This window comes from Thalassococcus profundi (assembly GCF_003344785.1).
Classification (GTDB): Bacteria; Pseudomonadota; Alphaproteobacteria; order Rhodobacterales; family Rhodobacteraceae; genus Puniceibacterium; species Puniceibacterium profundi.
Genome location: NZ_QPMK01000001.1, coordinates 99,212 through 116,852 on the forward strand (window position 1 = coordinate 99,212; position 17,641 = coordinate 116,852).

18 protein-coding genes are annotated in these 17,641 nt (G+C 66.7%); 13 read left to right on the top strand and 5 right to left on the bottom strand.

Features of this window, described 5'->3' with window-relative positions:
- The first annotated feature begins 35 nt into the window (after positions 1–35).
- Both DU478_RS00470 and DU478_RS00475 read left to right on the top strand, forming a co-directional pair.
- Positions 36–896, top strand: a complete 861-nt coding sequence (locus DU478_RS00470) for an SDR family oxidoreductase (RefSeq protein ID WP_114508972.1) — start codon at positions 36–38, stop codon at positions 894–896.
- Positions 883–1,521 carry an exopolysaccharide biosynthesis protein gene (locus DU478_RS00475; RefSeq protein ID WP_114508973.1) on the top strand — a complete coding sequence of 213 codons (639 nt, stop codon included), beginning with the start codon at positions 883–885 and terminating at the stop codon, positions 1,519–1,521. The genes DU478_RS00470 and DU478_RS00475 overlap by 14 nt, the downstream gene beginning before the upstream one ends.
- Positions 1,522–1,524: 3 nt before the next feature.
- Here the strand turns inward: DU478_RS00475 and ribD are convergent, their stop codons facing one another.
- The 3 genes from ribD to DU478_RS00490 all read right to left on the bottom strand — a co-directional run bounded on the left by ribD (position 1,525) and on the right by DU478_RS00490 (position 3,658).
- Positions 1,525–2,619, bottom strand: coding sequence for a bifunctional diaminohydroxyphosphoribosylaminopyrimidine deaminase/5-amino-6-(5-phosphoribosylamino)uracil reductase RibD (gene ribD / locus DU478_RS00480; RefSeq protein ID WP_325048082.1), 1,095 nt, complete (start codon positions 2,617–2,619; stop codon positions 1,525–1,527).
- Positions 2,616–3,083: a transcriptional regulator NrdR gene (gene nrdR, locus DU478_RS00485; RefSeq protein WP_114508974.1), complete on the bottom strand. Its 468-nt coding sequence runs from the start codon at positions 3,081–3,083 to the stop codon at positions 2,616–2,618. Before nrdR ends, ribD begins: the two co-directional genes overlap by 4 nt.
- 158 nt (positions 3,084–3,241) lie before the next feature.
- Entirely contained in the window at positions 3,242–3,658 is a 417-nt protein-coding gene (locus DU478_RS00490) for a secondary thiamine-phosphate synthase enzyme YjbQ (protein WP_114508975.1), read from the bottom strand.
- 96 nt (positions 3,659–3,754) lie between these two features.
- On the opposite strand from DU478_RS00490, the gene DU478_RS00495 reads away from it, so the two are divergent.
- Together DU478_RS00495 and DU478_RS23680 are read left to right on the top strand one after the other, a co-directional pair.
- Entirely contained in the window at positions 3,755–4,519 is a 765-nt protein-coding gene (locus DU478_RS00495) for a dienelactone hydrolase family protein (protein ID WP_407703137.1), read from the top strand.
- Complete coding sequence (locus tag DU478_RS23680) at positions 4,462–4,701, top strand: dienelactone hydrolase family protein (protein WP_407703138.1); 240 nt, start codon at positions 4,462–4,464, stop codon at positions 4,699–4,701. The genes DU478_RS00495 and DU478_RS23680 overlap by 58 nt, the downstream gene beginning before the upstream one ends.
- A 5-nt stretch (positions 4,702–4,706) precedes the next feature.
- On the opposite strand, the gene DU478_RS00500 is transcribed toward DU478_RS23680, so the two are convergent.
- Positions 4,707–4,955 (bottom strand): hypothetical protein, encoded by a 249-nt coding sequence (locus DU478_RS00500; RefSeq protein ID WP_114508976.1) that lies wholly within the window; start codon positions 4,953–4,955, stop codon positions 4,707–4,709.
- A 226-nt stretch (positions 4,956–5,181) separates the two neighbouring features.
- Here DU478_RS00500 and DU478_RS00505 point away from each other — a divergent pair, with 226 nt between their 5' ends.
- A complete protein-coding gene (locus DU478_RS00505; protein ID WP_114508977.1) occupies positions 5,182–5,892 on the top strand; it encodes a GntR family transcriptional regulator in 711 nt (236 codons plus the stop codon).
- Between the two features lie 3 nt (positions 5,893–5,895).
- Here the strand turns inward: DU478_RS00505 and DU478_RS00510 are convergent, their stop codons facing one another.
- Positions 5,896–6,318: a nuclear transport factor 2 family protein gene (locus DU478_RS00510; protein WP_114508978.1), complete on the bottom strand. Its 423-nt coding sequence runs from the start codon at positions 6,316–6,318 to the stop codon at positions 5,896–5,898.
- A 232-nt stretch (positions 6,319–6,550) separates the two neighbouring features.
- Between DU478_RS00510 and DU478_RS00515 the strand changes: the two genes are divergently transcribed.
- From DU478_RS00515 to DU478_RS00550, 8 genes are all read left to right on the top strand, one after another.
- Positions 6,551–7,717, top strand: coding sequence for an ABC transporter substrate-binding protein (locus tag DU478_RS00515; protein WP_114509304.1), 1,167 nt, complete (start codon positions 6,551–6,553; stop codon positions 7,715–7,717).
- A gap of 81 nt (positions 7,718–7,798) precedes the next feature.
- Positions 7,799–8,674 carry a branched-chain amino acid ABC transporter permease gene (locus tag DU478_RS00520; RefSeq protein ID WP_114508979.1) on the top strand — a complete coding sequence of 292 codons (876 nt, stop codon included), beginning with the start codon at positions 7,799–7,801 and terminating at the stop codon, positions 8,672–8,674.
- Positions 8,675–8,678: 4 nt separating this feature from the next.
- Positions 8,679–11,189, top strand: a complete 2,511-nt coding sequence (locus DU478_RS00525) for a branched-chain amino acid ABC transporter ATP-binding protein/permease (RefSeq protein ID WP_114508980.1) — start codon at positions 8,679–8,681, stop codon at positions 11,187–11,189.
- Entirely contained in the window at positions 11,186–12,418 is a 1,233-nt protein-coding gene (locus tag DU478_RS00530) for an amidohydrolase family protein (protein ID WP_114508981.1), read from the top strand. Before DU478_RS00525 ends, DU478_RS00530 begins: the two co-directional genes overlap by 4 nt.
- Positions 12,419–12,691: 273 nt before the next feature.
- Positions 12,692–14,311, top strand: a complete 1,620-nt coding sequence (locus DU478_RS00535) for a glucan biosynthesis protein (protein WP_114508982.1) — start codon at positions 12,692–12,694, stop codon at positions 14,309–14,311.
- Positions 14,296–14,544, top strand: a complete 249-nt coding sequence (locus DU478_RS00540) for a hypothetical protein (RefSeq protein WP_114508983.1) — start codon at positions 14,296–14,298, stop codon at positions 14,542–14,544. The genes DU478_RS00535 and DU478_RS00540 overlap by 16 nt, the downstream gene beginning before the upstream one ends.
- Positions 14,545–14,547: 3 nt before the next feature.
- Entirely contained in the window at positions 14,548–16,359 is a 1,812-nt protein-coding gene (gene mdoH / locus DU478_RS00545; protein ID WP_114508984.1) for a glucans biosynthesis glucosyltransferase MdoH, read from the top strand.
- Between the two features lies 1 nt (position 16,360).
- Positions 16,361–17,569, top strand: coding sequence for an OpgC family protein (locus tag DU478_RS00550; RefSeq protein ID WP_114508985.1), 1,209 nt, complete (start codon positions 16,361–16,363; stop codon positions 17,567–17,569).
- Positions 17,570–17,641 lie beyond the last annotated feature (72 nt).

Genomic DNA, 17,641 nt, shown 5'->3' on the forward strand with positions numbered 1-17,641 from the left:
TGCATTCGCCCCTCTGGCGCGCCACTTAAGACGGCATGGAACGCATATTGCTCTCTTTTGGACATGGCTATTCGGCCCGTGCGCTGGCGCGGCGGCTGCTGCCGCAGGGCTGGCGTGTGCTGGGCACCACCCGCAGCGCCGACAAGGCCGAGGCGCTGGCAGCCACCGGCGTCACTCCGGTGCTGTGGGAAAAATCCGCATTGGAGGACGCGCTGGCGCAGGCCACCGACCTGCTGGTCTCGGCCGGGCCCGACGACGCCGGCGACCCGACGCTGGCGCTGCTGGGCGATGAGATCGCCGAACGCTCACGGCAGTTCTTCTGGGTCGGCTACTTGTCGACCACCGGCGTCTACGGCGATCACCACGGCGACTGGGTTGACGAGGCGACGCCGCTGCATCCCGGCACCGACCGCGGCCAGGCCCGGGTCGAGGCCGAGGCCGCCTGGGGCGCCATCCCCGACCTGCCGGTGCATTTCTTCCGCCTCGCGGGCATCTACGGTCCTGGCCGCGGTCCTTTCGCCAAGGTCCGCGCGGGCGCGGCGCGGCGGATCGTCAAGCCGGGACAGGTCTTCAGCCGCATCCACGTCGACGACATCGCACAGGTGCTCGCGGCCTCGATCACGCATCCGAATCCGGGCGCGGTCTACAACGTCTGCGACGACGACCCGGCCCCGCCGCAGGACGTGATCGCCCACGCGGCCGAGCTTCTGGACCTGCCGATCCCGCCCGAGGTGCCGTTCCGCGAAGCCGACATGTCGCCGATGGCGCGCAGTTTCTATTCGGAAAGCAAGCGCGTCTCGAACGACCGGATCAAGACCGAACTCGGGGTCGAGCTGCTTTATCCTGATTACCGCGCCGGGCTGCGGGCGCTGCTGGACGACGATGTTGCAGGGTGACATCCCCGACGAGGGGCGTGCGGTGGCGGTGACCCCGGAGACCGGCCCCATCGACCTGAGCCGCCTGATCGACGCGCTGCTGCCGCGCGACGGCGACGAATGGGTGTCTGTGCGCGACGTGATGGCCCGGATCGGGACCACCTCCTTTGCCCCGGCGATCCTGATTCCGGCGCTGGTGCTGGTGTCGCCGATCTCGGCGATTCCCGGGATGCCGACCATCGGCGCGCTCATCATCCTGCTGATCACCGCGCAGAAACTCCTGCGCCGCGAGCATCTGTGGCTGCCGGATATCCTGATGCGCCGCCGCGTCGGCGCAGAGCGGATGCGGCAGGCGCATGCGTTCCTGCGCAAGCCTGCCGCCTGGATCGACCGCCATTCGCGCGGGCGGCTGGGGCTCCTGACGATCAAGCCGATGCGGGTCACGGCGACGCTGGCGATCTTCCTTACGGCGCTCACCTGGCCCTTCCTCGAGCTGATCCCGATGTTCACCTCGGTCAGCGCCTTCGCCGTGGCGCTTCTGGCCATCGGCCTGCTGACCCGCGACGGGCTGTTCATGGCGGCGGGCTATGCCGTGATGGGCGGCATCGTGGCCTTCTTCGGGGCGCTCTGGCAGGGGCTGGTCTGACGCTCAGACCCGCAACCAGCGGTGCATCACGTCAGCCCCGGCGGCGCGTGTTTCGGCCAACCGGAACCGCGGCGCATCCCGCAGCCGGTCCAACCCCATCGCCCCCAGCGACGGCTGGCCTTCGGCGCCGAGCGCCACGCCGGCGGTAAAGCCCACAAGCTCGTCCACCAGCCCCGCCGACAGCAGCGTCGCGGCCAGCGTGCCGCCGCCCTCGCAGAAGACGCGGGTGAGTCCCGCCGCACCCAGCGCCTGCAACACGGCCCGCGCGGACACCTGTCGACCGCTCAGCGCGCAGGGAAAGAGCCGCGCACCCAGACCGTCCCAGGCCTGACGGGTTTCCTGCGCGGCGTCGGGGCCGTGGCAGATCCAGACCGGCACCTCGCGCGCGGTGCGGGCCAGCTGGCTCATCAGCGGCAGGTCGATGAGGCGTGACACCACCACCCGCACCGGCTGCGCCACCGCGCCGAAGTCGCGCACGGTGAGCGACGGGTCGTCGATCCGCGCGGTGCCCGCCCCCACCATCACCGCGTCATGGCGCGCGCGCTGGCCATGCACCAGACGCCGCGCCTCGGGGCCGGTGATCCAGCGGCTTTCCCCGGTGGCCGTCGCGATGCGCCCGTCGAAGGAGGAGGCGAGCTTGAGCGTGACCCAGGGCCGGTCCTCGGCCTGGCGCAGGAAGAAACCCGCGTGATCTTGCGCCGCCTCGGCGGCGCAGACCCCGAGGTCGACGGCAATCCCGGCATCCCGCAGGGCCTTGAACCCCGCGCCCGACACGCGCGGGTCGCTGTCCTCGACCGCCGCCACGACGCGCGCCACTCCGGCGGCGATCAGCGCATCGGTGCAGGGCGGGGTCTGGCCGTGGTGCGAACAGGGTTCAAGCGTGACGTAAGCGGTCGCCCCACGCGCCGCGTCACCGGCCTGGGCCAGCGCCTGCGGTTCCGCGTGCGGCCGCCCGCCGGGCGCCGTATGGCCGCGTCCGACGACGCGGCCGTCCTTCACGATGACGCAGCCCACGGACGGGTTGGGCCAGGTCCGACCCATGCCGCGGCGGCCCAGGCTCAGCGCATGGGCCATGTGGCGGACGTCGTCGCGGGTCACTTTTCCGGAACGGCGTCGGGGCGCAATTCGCTGACGAACTTGTCGAAGTCGTCAGCCTCCTGGAAGTTCTTGTAAACGCTGGCGAAGCGGACGAAGGCCACGGTGTCGATCCGCGCCAAGGCCTCCATCACGATCTCGCCGATCTGCTTGGAGGGGATGTCGGTCTCGCCCATCGACTCCAGCCGCCGCACGATGCCGGAAATCATCTGGTCCATGCGCTCGGGTTCGATGGGACGTTTCTGCAGCGCAATGCGGATCGAGCGTTCCAGCTTGTCGCGGTCGAAATCCTCGCGGCGGCCATTGCTCTTGATGACCACGAGGTCGCGCAGCTGCACGCGTTCATACGTGGTGAAGCGGCCCCCGCAGGCCGGGCAGAAGCGCCGGCGCCGGATGCTCACATGGTCTTCTGCGGGGCGCGAATCCTTGACCTGGGTATCTATGTTTCCGCAAAACGGGCAGCGCATGGGCCGTCCCCCTATCCTACTGTAATATGTCTCTGCCTCGTGGAATGGGGTTGCTCCCCAATTATCCACAGCCACTATAGGACCTCGCCCAGAATTTGGGTAGTCCAGATTTTGCGCCGCAAGATGAGGGGGCAAATCCGGGCGGTTCGCGACGGATTTCAGCCCAGATGGGCCGCGATACGCCTGTCGTGCGGCGCGCGGCGGTGTTCGAAAAGGTAGAGTCCCTGCCACGTGCCCAGCGCCATGCGGCCGTCGGTCACCGGAATGGAGAGCGACACCGGCATCATCGCCGCCTTGATATGGGCGGGCATGTCGTCGGGGCCTTCGTAGGTGTGGGTCAGGTAGGACATCGACGGGTCCGTCGTGGGCGGCACCAGCCGTTCGAAATAGGCGTGCAAGTCCGTCTGTACCTCCGGATCGGCGTTTTCCTGGATCAGCAAGCTGGCCGAGGTGTGCCGCACGAAAAGCGTGAGCAGTGCGGCTCCGGCCCCTGACCGCGCGACCCAATCGGCCACTTGGCCGGTGAATTCGTAAAGTCCCGCGCCGCGGGTGGAGATCGTGAATTCGGTCTGCATCACGCACCTGTTGCTTTGTCGTGCCGCAAGGGCATCCTAGTCTTCGCCCATCCCGCGCCCGGCACCCTCGGGGCCACACACAGAAGGGAGAGACTTATGGACGGCACACCCCAAAAAACCCGCCTGACCGCGAAGGACTTCGCGCCGGAGCTTCTCGAGCTTTACGACTATTACGCGCACGGCATGATCACCAAGCGGGAATTCCTCGACCGTGCGGGAAAATTCGCAGTGGGCGGCCTGACCGCGGCAACGATCCTCGGAATGATGTCGCCGGATTACGCGCTGGCCGAACAGGTATCCTTCAACGATCCCGACATCCTGCCGGAATACATCACCTATCCGTCGCCCAACGGCCATGGAGAGGTGCGCGGATACCTCGTCAAGCCGGCCGAGATGACCGTACGGCGCCCCGCTGTTGTGGTGATCCACGAGAACCGCGGCCTCAACCCCTATATCGAGGATGTCGCTCGGCGCGTTGCCAAGGCGGGTTTCGTGGCGCTGGCGCCGGACGGGCTGACCTCCGTCGGCGGCTATCCGGGCAATGATGCGGAAGGTCGCGAATTGCAGCGCAGCGTCGATGCGGAAAAGCTGATGAACGATTTTTTTGCCGCCTACGAATTCATGGCCGCGCACGAGGACAGCACCGGTCGTGTCGGATGTGTCGGGTTCTGTTATGGCGGTGGGGTCTGCAATGCACTTGCCGTCGCTTATCCGGAACTCGGAGCGTCGGTGCCATTTTACGGGCGACAGGCCGATTTACGGGCGACAGGCCGATTTACGGGCGACAGGCCGACGCCGAGGATGTGCCCCGGATCGAGGCGCCGCTGCTGCTGCACTACGCCGGGCTGGACGAGCGGATAAACGAAGGCTGGCCCGCCTACGAGGAGACATTACAGGCCAACAACAAGACCTATACGGCGCATATCTACGAAGGCGTCAATCACGGCTTCCACAACGACAGCACACCCCGCTACGACGAGGCCGCCGCAGAATTGGCGTGGTCTCGCACCATCGACTTTTTCAACGCGCACCTGGCGTCGTAACCTCCTCAGGCTTCGACGACGCAGCGCACCTGCGGCAGGTCTTCACTGTAATCGAAGAGCATCGGCGTGCCGTTGTCATGGACCGTCGGAGCCTGCGCTACGTTGCGCAGTGTTTCCCGGCATTCGGCCAGCTTGTCCTGCGTGACGGAAATTTCGATGACGGTCGGCTCGTTTTCGACCAGAACTTCGGTGGCGGCCCAGGATGCGGCTGCGGCACAGATCAAAGCCGCGGCAATGGCATATGTCTTGGTCATTGGGGCACTCCTTTGATTTCAGCATGTTAACCAACGGGAAGCGGAAAAGGTTCCCGGCAGCCCTGTACGGCTGTCGCGGTGCAGGGCCGGCACGGCGTCTTCGACGGCGGTTCGACTGGCCAAAAACTCCATCTGGCCCCGCCGCCTGAACCGACGGGAGCGTATCGTGTTGAGAACACTCGCAGAGGGTGACATCCTAGGCGACGGTGACCATCGGAGCCCCGCCATGCCTGTGCCCAAGACCCAGAAAAGCCGTGCCGAGCTGATCTGCATCGCCATGCGCTCCGCCATCCTCGAACGGGCGCTGTTGCCGGGGATGAAGTTGCCGGAGGATTCGCTGGGCGAACGCTTCGGCGCCAGCCGCACGATCATCCGGCAGGCGCTCGAGAAGCTGGCGGCCGAAGGGCTGGTGGAGCTGCGCCCCAATCGCGGCGCGGCGGTGGCGCAGCCCAGCCTGGAGGAAGCGCGCGACCTCTTCGAACTGCGCGCCCAGATCGAGGACCTGGTGATTGCGCGGCTGGCCTCAGGCCTCACGGCCGCACAGGAAGAGGCGCTGGTGGCGCATATCGCACGCGAAGAAGCGGCACAGTCCGGCCCTTCGCCGATCTCGATCCGGCTGGCGACGGAGTTTCACATCCTGATGGCGGCGCTGACCGAAAGCCCGGTGCTGATCCGCTACGTCAACGAGATCAGCTATCGCTGCGGCTTCACCCTGTCGCAATTCTCGCGCCCGCATTCGACCCATTGCGGCATCCAGGAGCATCGCGACATCGTCGCAGCGCTGAAATCCGGCGATGTGCTGCGCGCGCAGAAGATCGCGCGGGAACATCTGGACCAAGTCGCCGCGCGGGCGCAGTTCAACGGCGCCGAATTCAACAGTTTCTCGCATCTCGAGGCGCTGGAACCCTACGCAAGTCCGGTGCGCCAGAATGGCTGAAGCTTACGCCTCTATCCCGCGGGCGGTGAGAATGCGCTCGGCGCTGTCGTTCCACACGTCCATCTTCACGATCTTGCCGTTCTCGACCACGAAGCGGTCGACGTAACGGTTGCCCTCGAATGGCGTGCCGTCGGGCCATTCGCCGTAAAGATAGCCGGTGGAATAGACCACCGTGCCCTCGGCCCCCTGCGCCACGTCGAACTGCCGCATGTCCTTTTTCACCCACTTATAGCGCATGGCGTTGAAACCGGTGGGCCCGGACGGGTGATGATAGACGCGCCCGCCGGTGAAGGTGATGACCACGCCCTCGGCCATGTAGGTGGCGGCGCGGTCGGGGTCGGGTGTCATCGACGCCTCAAGAAAGTCGTGCACGATGCGCGCCTCTTCGGGCAGCGCGTCATAGTCGATCTGCAGGGTGTCGGGCATCTGGCTCTCCTTCGCTGGCATGATTCGAGATGTGCCGGGAAATCCCCGGCGCGGGAAGATGTATGCGACAAATTAATACAATAATTGCATGCAATCTGCCTCTTCTCTGTGCAGACGCGGTGACGATGACAGAAATCGCGCCTTGTTCGGGCTGGCCGGTTTGACAGGTCGCGGGCGAGGCGCGCCTTTGAAAGGCATCCACCCATCCTGCTCACGGAGACACGGAATGCCCATGAGACCTTCACTGACCCGCCGACTGATGCTTGCCGGTGCGGCGGCCCTCTCCCTTGGTACCGCCCTGCCCGCCCTCGCACAGGACGACGCGATCAAGATCGGCCTCGTCGCCGCGCTGAGCGGCCAGTCGGCCAAATCCGGCGAGGCGATCACCCGCGGCATCACGCTCGCGCTCGACAAGATCAACGGCGACGGCGGCGTGCTGGGCCGCCAGCTCGAGCTGGTCAGCCGCGACGACGAAAGCAACCCCGGCAAGGGGCTGATCGCCGCCCGCGAACTGGTGCAGCGCGAAGGCGTGGCGGCGATGATCGGCGGGCTCGACACGCCGGTGTCGCTGGCCATCGTGCCCTTTGCCAATGACGCGCAGGTGCCCTTCATCGGTCCCTGGGCCGCGGGCACGCCGATCACCCAGAACGGCGCGGAGGAAAACTATGTCTTCCGCGTCTCGGCTGTGGATGAATTCGTCGACGAAGCGATCACCGAATACCTGGTGAGCGAATACGGCAGCCAGAAACCGGGGATGATCCTCATCAACAACCCCTGGGGCGAATCGAACGAAAAGGGTCTGACCAAGGCGCTGGAAAAGCGCGGCATGAAACATGCCGGCATCGAGAAGTTCGAAAGCAATGACGTCGACGTCGTGCCGCAACTCACCCGGCTCAAGGAGAACGGCGCAGACGGGCTGTTCCTCGTCGCCAACGTTGCGCCCTCGGCGCAGGTGGTGAAATCGCTCGACCGGATGGGCTGGGACGTGCCGATCGCGTCGCACTGGGGGCCCGCTGGCGGCCGCTTTACCGAATTGGCCGGCCCCTCGGGCGAAAAGGTCCATTTCATCCAGACCTTCCTCTTCACCGACACCGCGCATCCGCTCTTTGTCGCGTTGCAGGAGAAATTCCCCGAGATCGAGACGCTGGCGGACGTGACCCCCGCCACCGGCATCGCCAATGCCTACGACGCGACGCTGCTGCTGGCCGCGGCCATCGAAAAGGCCGGGTCGACCGACGGACCGGCGATCCGCCAGGCGATGTATGAGATCGAGGGCGTCGAGGGAGTCATCAAGACCTACGACATGCCCTTCACGACGGACAATCAGGATGCGCTCGGGCCCGAAGACTACATCTTCGCGAATTTCGTCGAAGGCGAGATCGTGCCCCTGACCGACTGATCCACCCGCGGCGGTCCGCACTGCTCGGACCGCCGTTTTCGAATTTTCCGATGCCCAGCGCGTCACCTGCCGGAGCCTGCCATGACCCTTTTCGTAACCGCCCTTGTGACCGGCATCGGCCTGGGCGCCATGTACGGGCTGATCGCCTTGGGCTTCCAGATAACCTACTCGGTCTGTTCCAGAGTCAATTTCGCGCAAGGGTCGATGGTCATGCTGGGGGCGGTGCTGGGCTTCGTGCTGACCCAGCGCGCCGGGCTGCCGGTGATCGTCGCCTATCCGCTGGCGCTGCTGGGCTGCGGGCTGATGGGCATGCTGGTCGAGCTTTGCCTCGTGCGGCCCTTTGCCGTGCGCGGGTCCGAGGCGTGGCTCATGGCCACCGTCGCCGGCGGCATCCTGCTCGACAACACCGTGCTCTTCACCTTCGGCAACGAGCCGCGCAGCCTGCCCTCGCCGCTGGTCGAAACCAGCTGGCAGATCCTCGGCACCGGAGTCTTTCCGCAGCAATTGCTGATCCCGGTCGCGGCCATCGGCTGTGCCGTGGCGCTGCAACTGCTGTTTCGCCGCACCCGGCAGGGCCGCGCGCTGCTGGCGGTGGTGCAGAACCCCGACGCGGCCCGGCTCATGGGGATCAACACCACGCTGATGATCTCGGGCTCCTTCGCGCTGTCTGCGATGCTGGCGGGAGCGGCGGGCCTGCTGATCGCGCCGCTCTTTTCCGTGCATTCGGACATGGGCACGCTGTTCGGGATCAAGGCCTTCGCCGTGGCGATCCTCGGCGGCATGACCTCGGCCTGGGGCGTGATGATCGCCGGCTTCCTTTACGGGCTGGTCGAAGCCTTCGTCACCACCTACCTCGGGTCGTCGCACACCTACATCCTGACCTTCGCGCTGCTTATCGCGGTACTGGCGGTCAAGCCGCACGGGCTCTTCGGCCAGGCGGCGCTGCGGAAGGTGTGACCGGATGACACCCGTTCTGGCCAACCGCGCGCTCGACCTCACCATCCTCGCCCTGACCGCCGCGGCGATGCTGTCGTTGGGCATTGTCGGAGGATATACGCAGTTCGTGATCGGCCTCGTGGCGATCTGGACCATCCTTTGCGTCGGGCTGAACGTGCTTTACGGCCTCACCGGCCTCGTGTCGCTGGGGCAGGTCGGGTTCTTTGCCATCGGCGCCTACGGACACGCGATCCTGATGCAGGCGGGGCTGAGCTTCTGGCTGGCGCTGCCGCTGGCGACGGCGCTCACCGCGCTTGTGGGAGCCCTGCTGGCGATCCCGGCGGTGCGCATGGCCGGGCCGTTCCTGGCCATGGTGACCATCGCCTTCGCCTTCATCGTCGAACACCTGGCCATCGAGTGGCGCAGCCTGACCGGCGGGCAGAACGGGCTCATGGGTTTTGACATGCCGCGTGTTTTCGGCACCACCTTGGGCGAACGCGGGCTGGTGATCCTGTCTATTGGCATGGCGGGCGTCGCCCTCCTGGCCTACCGCCGGCTTGCGAACAGCGGCTGGGGCATGGCGATGGCGGCGCTGCGCGACCAGGAGGTCGCCGCCGGATCGCTGGGCTTCGACCCGATCCGCACCAAGCTCGCCGCCTTTGCGGTGGCCGCTGGCGCCGCGGGCCTCGCGGGCGGGCTCTTTGCCACGCTGATGCAGTTCATCGCGCCGTCGAATTTCATGCTGTCGCAGTCGATCCTCTTCCTCTTCGCCGTGATCCTGGGCGGCGCGGGCACGGTGCTGGGGCCGCTCGTCGGCGCGGCCATCGTCGTCTTCCTGCCCGAGATGCTGTCGGGCCTCGCCGAATACCGTCTGCTGTTCTTCGGCGCGCTGCTGATCGCGGTTCTGCTGGTCGCGCCGCGCGGCATGGTCGGCACCATCGCCGCGGTCCTGCCGCGCCGGGCCGCCCCCACGCCCCCCGCCCAACACGAAGAGACGCTCGCCTTCATCCGTCCCGACGCACCCGCCGGGCTGAAGGTCACGGACCTCGGCATCACCTTCGGCGGTCTCAAGGCCGTGGACGGCGCCAGCTTCGAAGCAAAGCCGGGACAGATCACCGCCGTCATCGGCCCCAACGGCGCTGGCAAGACGACGCTCCTGAACATGATCTCGGGGTTCTACCTGCCCGGCCGCGGCCGCATCGCAACCGCAGGCCGCGACATCACCGGCCTGTCGATGCATGCCGCGGCACGGCTGGGCGTCGCGCGCACCTACCAGGCGACGCGGCTTTTCGGCGCGCTCAGCGCCGAGGAAAACGTCATCGCCGGATTGCCCCGCGGACGCGGCGGCGCTCCCTTTTCGGCGCTGGCCACGCAGGATGCGCGCGCCACGGCGCGGGGACTGCTGGCGCTGGTGGGCTATGCTGGCGCGCCCGACACCCCCGCAGCCGACCTGCCGCACGTGGACCGGCGGCTGGTCGAGATCGCCCGCGCCCTGGCGCTGCGCCCGCATGTTCTGCTGCTGGACGAGCCTGCCGCCGGTCTGATGCATGGTGACAAGCAGACTCTGGCGGCTCTGCTGCGCAAGGTGGCCGATTGCGGCATCGCCGTGGTGCTGGTGGAGCATGACATGGAGATGGTCATGGGCATCTCCGACCGTATCTTCGCCATGGACGCGGGCCAGCCCATCGCGTTCGACACGCCCGAAGCGATCCGCCGCAACGAAAAGGTCATCGCCGCCTACCTGGGCGAAGGCACGCCGGATGCGCCCAAGCGGGAACTGGCATACACCCCCGGCGCGATGGACGTGCTGATCACCCGCAAGCTCTGTGCCGGATATGGCGCGGCGGACGTGTTGCAGGACGTCGACCTGCGCGTGGGTCAGGGCGAACTGGTGGCGCTGCTGGGGGCCAACGGCGCGGGCAAGTCGACCTTTCTCAAGACGCTGTCGGGACTGATGGCGCCCGGCAAGGGCGAGATCATTTTCGAGGACCGGAATGTCGAGGGCCTCGCCGCCCACCGGACCGTGGAGCGCGGGCTGGTGCTGGTGCCCGAGGGCCGCCAGGTCTTTGCCGACCTCACGGTGGCGCAGAACATCGAACTGGGGGCCTACAAGCGGAAGGACCGGCCCGACCCAACAGAGCTGGAGACGATCCTCGACCGGTTCCCGCGTCTGCGCGAGCGGCTGGACAGCCCTGCGGGCCTGCTCTCGGGCGGCGAACAGCAGATGATGGCGATCGCGCGCGGGCTGATGGCCAAGCCCCGGCTGCTACTGCTCGACGAGCCGTCGCTGGGGCTTGCCCCGGCCATGGTGGAAGAACTTTATGCGGTCCTCGCCGAGCTTCGGGACGACGGCATCACCATCCTGCTGGTCGACCAGATGGCGACGCTGGCGCTGGCCGTGGCCGACCGCGCCTACGTGCTGGAACAGGGCCGAATCGTCGCGCAGGGCAGTGCGGAGGAGATGCGGGGCGACGACGCGCTGGTGGCGGCCTACCTTGGCGGCGGGACGTCGCAGACGCGGGAGGATGTTGCGTGACGCTGGACCTCGTGATCCGCGCGGCAAGGCTCGAAGATCGCGGTCCTGCGCAAGACATCGGCATTCGCGACGGCAGGATCGTCGAGATCGCGCCACGGATCGACACCGACGCCCGCGCGCTCGATGCCCGCGGCGGGTTGGTGATCGCGGGCTTTGCGGACAGTCACCTGCATCTGGACAAGGCCTGCCTGCTGGACCGCGCCGCCAATCCTGCCGGCACGTTGAAGGGCGCCATCGAGGCGGTGACCGCCGCCAAGAAGGATTTCACCACCGAAGACGTGTACTGTCGCGGCGCGCGCGTTCTGGACCGCGCCATCGGCCAGGGCACGACGCTGATTCGCACCCAGGTCGAGATCGACCCGGGTGTGGGCCTTGCCGGATTCGACGCGGTGCGGCAGCTCAAGGCCGATTACGCCTGGGGCGTCGATGTGCAAATCTGCGTCTTCCCGCAGGAAGGGCTGTTGAACTACCCCGGTACGGAAGACCTGTTGCGGCAGGCGCTGGACCGCGGGGCCGATCTGCTGGGCGGATGCCCCTATACCGACACCGATCCCGAGGGCCAGATCAGGCGGCTCTTCGCCATGGCGCGGGACTACTATGTCGACCTAGATTTCCACTTGGACTTCGACCTCGACACCAGCTGGCGGCACCTCGACTGGGTGGCGCGCGAGGCCATCGCTCACGGCATGCAGGGCCGCGTCGCCATCGGGCATGTGACCAAGCTGTCGATGCTGCCGCCCGACGCCCTGTCGGACACCATCGCGCTGATGCGGGACGCGGGCATCGCGCTGACCGTGCTGCCCGCGACGGACCTCTTCATGACCGGCCGCGACCATGACCGCGCAGTGCCGCGCGGCGTAGCCCCCGCGCACAGGTTCCACGACGCGGGTCTGTGCTGCACCGTGGCCACCAACAACGTACTGAATCCCTTCACACCCTATGGCGACTGTTCCTTGCCGCGCATGGCGAACCTCTTTGCCAATGTCGCGCAGCTTGGCGCGGCACAGGATCTAAGCGCCTGTTTCGACATGGTGACCACGGCGCCGTTCCGGCTGCTGGGACGCGATCCTGCGCTGCGGATCGGGGCCGAAGCGACGCTGGTCGCCCTGCCCTGCCAAAGCCGCGCCGACACGGTGGCCGAGATCGGGCGGCCGATCTGGGGCGTGAAGTCCGGTCGGCAGAGTTTCGACGCGCCGCAACCGATTCTCTGCGTCGGCGGCCGCGAATGAAGCCAAGCGCCAGCATACCCGGCAAACGGCTCCGTTGTCGCCGACAACCCGCTCAGGTTGACGGTCGGCTGTTCTCAGATTGCTCAGGCTTTACGCGATTTTGCCGGCCCTGACCGGCCCGACTGGCAAAAAACGGCTCAATCTCAATCGCTTCTGCCGATCTTTGTGGCATCGGCCAGGAACGGCGTTAGATCATGTCGCGAATTTGGACCTTGGGACGGTTGGAAACTGACCTGACCGTCACGGGTCCGAGCATGAATGGACTCCGCTGGCATGCCCCTTCCCCTATCGGCCTCGCTTCCCGCGCCGCTTGACCGTCGTACCTTTCTCCGCACGTCCTCTGCATCGGTGGCCACCCTGTTCGTGGCAGGGGCAGCCCATGCCCAGACAGGCTCCGACACCGCCGAGGCCGCGCCGCAGGACGAGGCCGGGCAACCGTTCTCTTTCGACTGGCTCGACGAACGCATGCGCGCCGCCGCGCAGAGCGACTACGAAGACCCCGAGGATACGCCCGAACTGATCCCGGATCTCGACTATGACGACTACCGGCAGATCCAGTTCGACCCGAAACGCGCCCGGTGGCGGGAGGCGGACTCCCTGTTCCACCTGCACGCCTTCCATCCCGGCTGGCTTTACAAGCAGACCGTGGCGATCAACGAGGTGGTCGATGGCGTCCAGACACCGATCACCTTTTCGACCGAGGATTTCCTTTACTACAACGACCTCGCCGAGCGCGTGCCGGCAAACGCAGACTTGCCGGGCGTCGCGGGGTTTCGCATCAACACGCCGCTGAACCGCGCCGATCTCTACGACGAGCTGATCTCCTTCGTCGGTGCGTCGTACTTCCGTGCGCTTGCGCGCGGCAACAGTTACGGCCTGTCCGCCCGCGGCCTTGCGATCAACACCGGGCTGGGCCGCGAAGAAGAGTTTCCGCGGTTCACCGAATTCTGGCTCGAACGGCCCGCGCCGGGACAGGAGCAGATCACGCTTTATGCCGCGCTCGACAGCCCGTCCTGCACCGGCGCCTACCGCTTCGTGGTGCGCCCGGGTTCGGTCACGACAATCGACGTGACCGCGCGGCTGCATTTCCGCCGCGAGGTAGAGCAGCTGGGCCTCGCCGCCCTGACCTCGATGTTCCTGTTCGACGAAAAGAACGCCAGCGCCTTCGACGACTACCGGCCGCAGGTGCACGACAGCAATGCGCTGATGGTGATGCGTCGGGATGGCGACGTGTTGTGGCGGCCGCTGAACAACCCGCCGCGGTTGGCCAGCACCTACCTCAACGAACCGCAGATGCGATCCTTCGGGCTGATCCAGCGCGACCGGACCTTTGCCGATTACCAGGACGCCGAAGCGCATTACCAGGACCGCCCGTCGGTCATGATCGAACCGCAGGGCGATTGGGGCGAAGGCATGATCCGGCTGATCGAGATCCCGTCGGACCTCGAAGGCAACGACAACATCGTCAGCTACTGGGTGCCCAGGAACCGGCCCGCCGCCGGGGACAGCCGCGAATACAGCTATCGACTGACCTGGGGCGCGCTCGACACGCCGCGCGACGGCGACCGCGCCTGGGTCGTCAACACGCTGGCCGGCCAGGGCGGCACCTCGGGCGTCGAAGGCACGGCCCCATCGCTGCGCAAATTCGTGGTCGATTTCGACGGCGGTCTGATGGCGCGTCTGCCCGCCGATGCGGAAATGGACCCCATCGTGACCGTCACCGGCGGAGAAATTGAGCACATCGCCCTGTCGAAGATCGAAAACACGACAAAATGGCGCCTGGTGATCGATGTTGACGGTGAAAACGAAAAACTCGTGGAACTTGTCGCCCACGTCGCGGGTTTCGGACGCAAGTTAACCGAAACATGGATATACCAATGGATACGCCCGTGACGTACCACAGCACCGCGTTTGTGCCTCCGTCTGGCCAAATCGCCGCGGCCCCGGCTCCGCAGGCATCGATGGAAGACATCCTGCAAGACGGCGCCCTGCCCGACGCGCGTCTTGCCATGCCGCTTCAGGTTCTCGAGCCCGCGCATCCGCGCGTGCCCGCTCCGACCGCCGTGATGCGGCGTGTTCTAGTTTCCGTGATTCAAACCGTTCTGCCGTTGTCGCGCGGGCACTGACGCATGGAGCGCACCGCCACCGGGTCGCGTGTCTACGGCATCAGGGCGTTTGCCTTGCTGAGCAGTATCGGACTCGGTGCCGGAGCGGCTGCACTCTTTCTGCAATTTGGCGCTGCCGACGGCTATCAGCAGGTCGACGGCGTGCGCGGTGCGCTGGTTTTCATCACCACCTTCTGGCTTGCCTGGGGCGCGATGCAATCGGTTGTCGGATTGCTTTTCGCCGCGCCCGCACCGCCTCTGCGCAACGACCCGATCACCGCCCGCACGGTCATCCTCATGCCGGTCTACAACGAGGATCCCGCCATCGTCTTTGCCCGCGTGGCGGCGATGGACGAGGCTATCGCGCAGCTCGAACTGACCGATAAATTCGACTTCGCCATCCTGTCGGACACGCAGGATCCTCAGCTGGCTGCCGAGGAAGAGCGCTGGTTCGTCCGGCTCTGGCAGGATCGTCGGCAAGACCGGCGCAAGGCGGAAGGGCAACCGGCGCGCCTGTTCTACCGGCGGCGCACGCGGAATGTGGGGCGCAAGGCCGGGAACATTCAGGATTTCTTTGAACGGTCCGGCGCACAGTATGACTTTGCCCTGATCCTGGATGCCGACAGCTTGATGGATGCCGCAACGATCGCCGAGATGGTTCGCCGCATGCAGGCCGCGCCGCGGCTTGGTCTCTTGCAGACGCTGCCGCGGGTCACCGGCGCGGGGTCGCGCTTCGGCCGCGCGATGCAGTTCGCGGCCGGGTTCTATTCGCCGGTCTTCGCGCAGGGCCAGGCGGCGATGCAAGGCACCACAGGACCGTTCTGGGGCCATAACGCGCTGGTGCGCGTGCGCGCGTTCGCCGCCAGTTGCGCGCTGCCCGAATTGTCCGGGCCGCCGCCCTTCGGCGGGCATATCCTCAGCCACGACTATGTCGAAGCGGCGCTGCTGGCACGAGCGGGATGGACCGTGCGGGTCGATCCAGACCTCGACGGTTCCTACGAGGAAGGCCCCGAGAACATGGTCGATTTTGCCAAGCGCGACCGGCGCTGGTGCCAGGGCAACCTGCAGCATGCGCGGGTCTTCCCGGCGCCGGGGCTCAAGCCGTGGTCGCGCTTCGTGTTCTTCCAAGGCATGCTGAGCTACATCGTGCCGCTGTTCTGGCTGCTGTTTCTCGCCGCGAACCTTTATGCCTCGGCGACCGCGCCGGAACCGGATTTCTTTCCCGAGCCGTTCCAGCTCTTCCCGGTCTTTCCGTCCGACCAGACCTCGAAGGCGGTCGGTGTCGCCGTCGGGGTCTTCGGCCTTCTGGTGCTGCCCAAGGTGCTGATCCTGATCGACGCGACCCTGCGCGGCCGCGTTCGCGGCTTTGGCAGCACCATCCTGGCCGCGCGCGGGCTGGTGCGCGAGCTTTTCATGTCGTCGGTGAACGCGCCGATCCTGCTGATGTGGCAGACCCGTGCGGTGTTGCAGGTCTTCGGAGGCCGCGACGGCGGCTGGCCTGCCCAAACCCGCGGCGACGGGCGGCTGACCTTCTCCGAGGCTGCCGCCGCCGGATGGTGGATCCAGATTTGGGGCGCGGCCATGGTTGGGCTGACGTATACCTTCGCGCCCGAGCTGATGCTCTGGGTCCTGCCAGTGGGCGTACCACTGCTGATCGCACCCTTCGTGATCTGGGCCACGTCGCACCCGTCGCAGGCATCGGTGTTCCTGACGCCGGAGGAACACAGCCTGCCGCCGATCATCGCCCGGCACCGCCAGGTGATGACGCGCTGGGGCAAGGCGTCCGAAGCCGTCGACCGGGACGAAACCGCGCCCGCCGCGCAACTCTCTGCCTGACATGGGCGTCGCGGCGCCGCGGGCGCTTATCCCCACCGGCGGGCGCGATCCGCGGCTCGACTTCTTCCGCGGGCTGGCGCTGGTGATGATCTTCATCAACCACGTGCCGGGCAATCCGCTCGAGGTTCTGACCAACCGCAACTTCGGCTTCTCGGACGCCGCCGAGGGCTTTGTCTTCATGTCCGGCATGGCGGCGGGCCTCGCTTATCCGTCCGCCTTCCAGCGTCTGCCGCTGTGGCGCGCGGTGCTGAAATGCTGGGGACGGGCCTGGACGCTCTATTCCGTGCACCTCGTGGTCAGCGTGATCTGCCTCGCCATCATGCTGGGCGCGGTCTACTGGTTCGACGCCGGCAAGCTGGCACAGATCAACAACGTCGAACCGTGGATCGAGGCGCCGGTACAGGCGACCATCGGCATCGCACTGCTGAGCCACCAGTTCGGCTACGTCAACATCCTGTCGATGTACGCGGTGCTGCTGATGATGACCCCGGCGATGATTCTGATCGCACAGCGCAGTGGCGTCTGGGTCATGCTCGGGCTGTCCTTCCTGCTCTGGATCGTGACCGGAGAGACCCGGCTCAACATCCCGGCCTTCCCGAATTCCGGCGGCTGGTTCTTCAACCCCTTTGCCTGGCAGTTCCTGTTTGCCATCGGGCTGGCCGCGGGGATGCGGCTCAAGACCGGCGCGCGGCTGGTGCCCGACCGGACCTGGGCACGGCGCACGGCGCTGGTGCTGCTGCTTCTGACGGTGACGTGGATGAAGATCGGCGTCGTGCAGGATGCCGGCCGGGCCGGGCTCGCGTTTTTGCGGGACAGCGGTTTTCCGTTCTACATCACCAATTTCGACAAGACCTTCCTTGCCGCGCCGCGCCTGCTGCATTTTTTGGCGTTGGCCTATTTCCTGTCGACTCAAGGCTGGGTACGCCGCCTGTCGGGCCATGCCTGGGTCCGCCCGGTCCGGCTGATGGGCCGGTTCGGGTTGCCGGTTTTTGCCCTTGGCACGGTCCTGTCGATCCTCGGGCAGTCGATCCAGGCAACGCTCACGGGCGACCTGTGGCTCATCAGCCTGGTCTTCGTGGTGGTCGGGCTGGCGCTGCAGATGGCACTTGCCGGGATCAAGTGGCGCCTGTCGCAAGCGCCGGACACGGAGCGCGCCGCCGTTCAGGGCCGCGACAGCCCGCGTGTGCCGGCGGGTATCCACGCAGAGTAACCCGCCGCGCCCATAAGGCACGGCCACAGCGGTTCACCTCTTGGCGAGGCGCGGCGGCGGACATTGCCAACC

Excerpts from the sequence above, each read along its gene's own strand:
- DU478_RS00500 (WP_114508976.1), bottom strand. The coding sequence starts at position 4,955 with ATGACCAAGACATATGCCATTGCCGCGGCTTTGATCTGTGCCGCAGCC.
- DU478_RS00495 (WP_407703137.1), top strand. The coding sequence starts at position 3,755 with ATGGACGGCACACCCCAAAAAACCCGCCTGACCGCGAAGGACTTCGCG.
- DU478_RS00525 (WP_114508980.1), top strand. The coding sequence starts at position 8,679 with ATGACACCCGTTCTGGCCAACCGCGCGCTCGACCTCACCATCCTCGCC.
- nrdR (WP_114508974.1), bottom strand. The coding sequence starts at position 3,083 with ATGCGCTGCCCGTTTTGCGGAAACATAGATACCCAGGTCAAGGATTCG.
- DU478_RS00490 (WP_114508975.1), bottom strand. The coding sequence starts at position 3,658 with ATGCAGACCGAATTCACGATCTCCACCCGCGGCGCGGGACTTTACGAA.
- DU478_RS00550 (WP_114508985.1), top strand. The coding sequence starts at position 16,361 with ATGGGCGTCGCGGCGCCGCGGGCGCTTATCCCCACCGGCGGGCGCGAT.
- DU478_RS00505 (WP_114508977.1), top strand. The coding sequence starts at position 5,182 with ATGCCTGTGCCCAAGACCCAGAAAAGCCGTGCCGAGCTGATCTGCATC.
- DU478_RS00510 (WP_114508978.1), bottom strand. The coding sequence starts at position 6,318 with ATGCCCGACACCCTGCAGATCGACTATGACGCGCTGCCCGAAGAGGCG.
- DU478_RS00470 (WP_114508972.1), top strand. The coding sequence starts at position 36 with ATGGAACGCATATTGCTCTCTTTTGGACATGGCTATTCGGCCCGTGCG.
- DU478_RS00535 (WP_114508982.1), top strand. The coding sequence starts at position 12,692 with ATGCCCCTTCCCCTATCGGCCTCGCTTCCCGCGCCGCTTGACCGTCGT.
- mdoH (WP_114508984.1), top strand. The coding sequence starts at position 14,548 with ATGGAGCGCACCGCCACCGGGTCGCGTGTCTACGGCATCAGGGCGTTT.
- DU478_RS00520 (WP_114508979.1), top strand. The coding sequence starts at position 7,799 with ATGACCCTTTTCGTAACCGCCCTTGTGACCGGCATCGGCCTGGGCGCC.
- DU478_RS00515 (WP_114509304.1), top strand. The coding sequence starts at position 6,551 with ATGAGACCTTCACTGACCCGCCGACTGATGCTTGCCGGTGCGGCGGCC.
- DU478_RS00475 (WP_114508973.1), top strand. The coding sequence starts at position 883 with ATGTTGCAGGGTGACATCCCCGACGAGGGGCGTGCGGTGGCGGTGACC.
- DU478_RS00540 (WP_114508983.1), top strand. The coding sequence starts at position 14,296 with ATGGATACGCCCGTGACGTACCACAGCACCGCGTTTGTGCCTCCGTCT.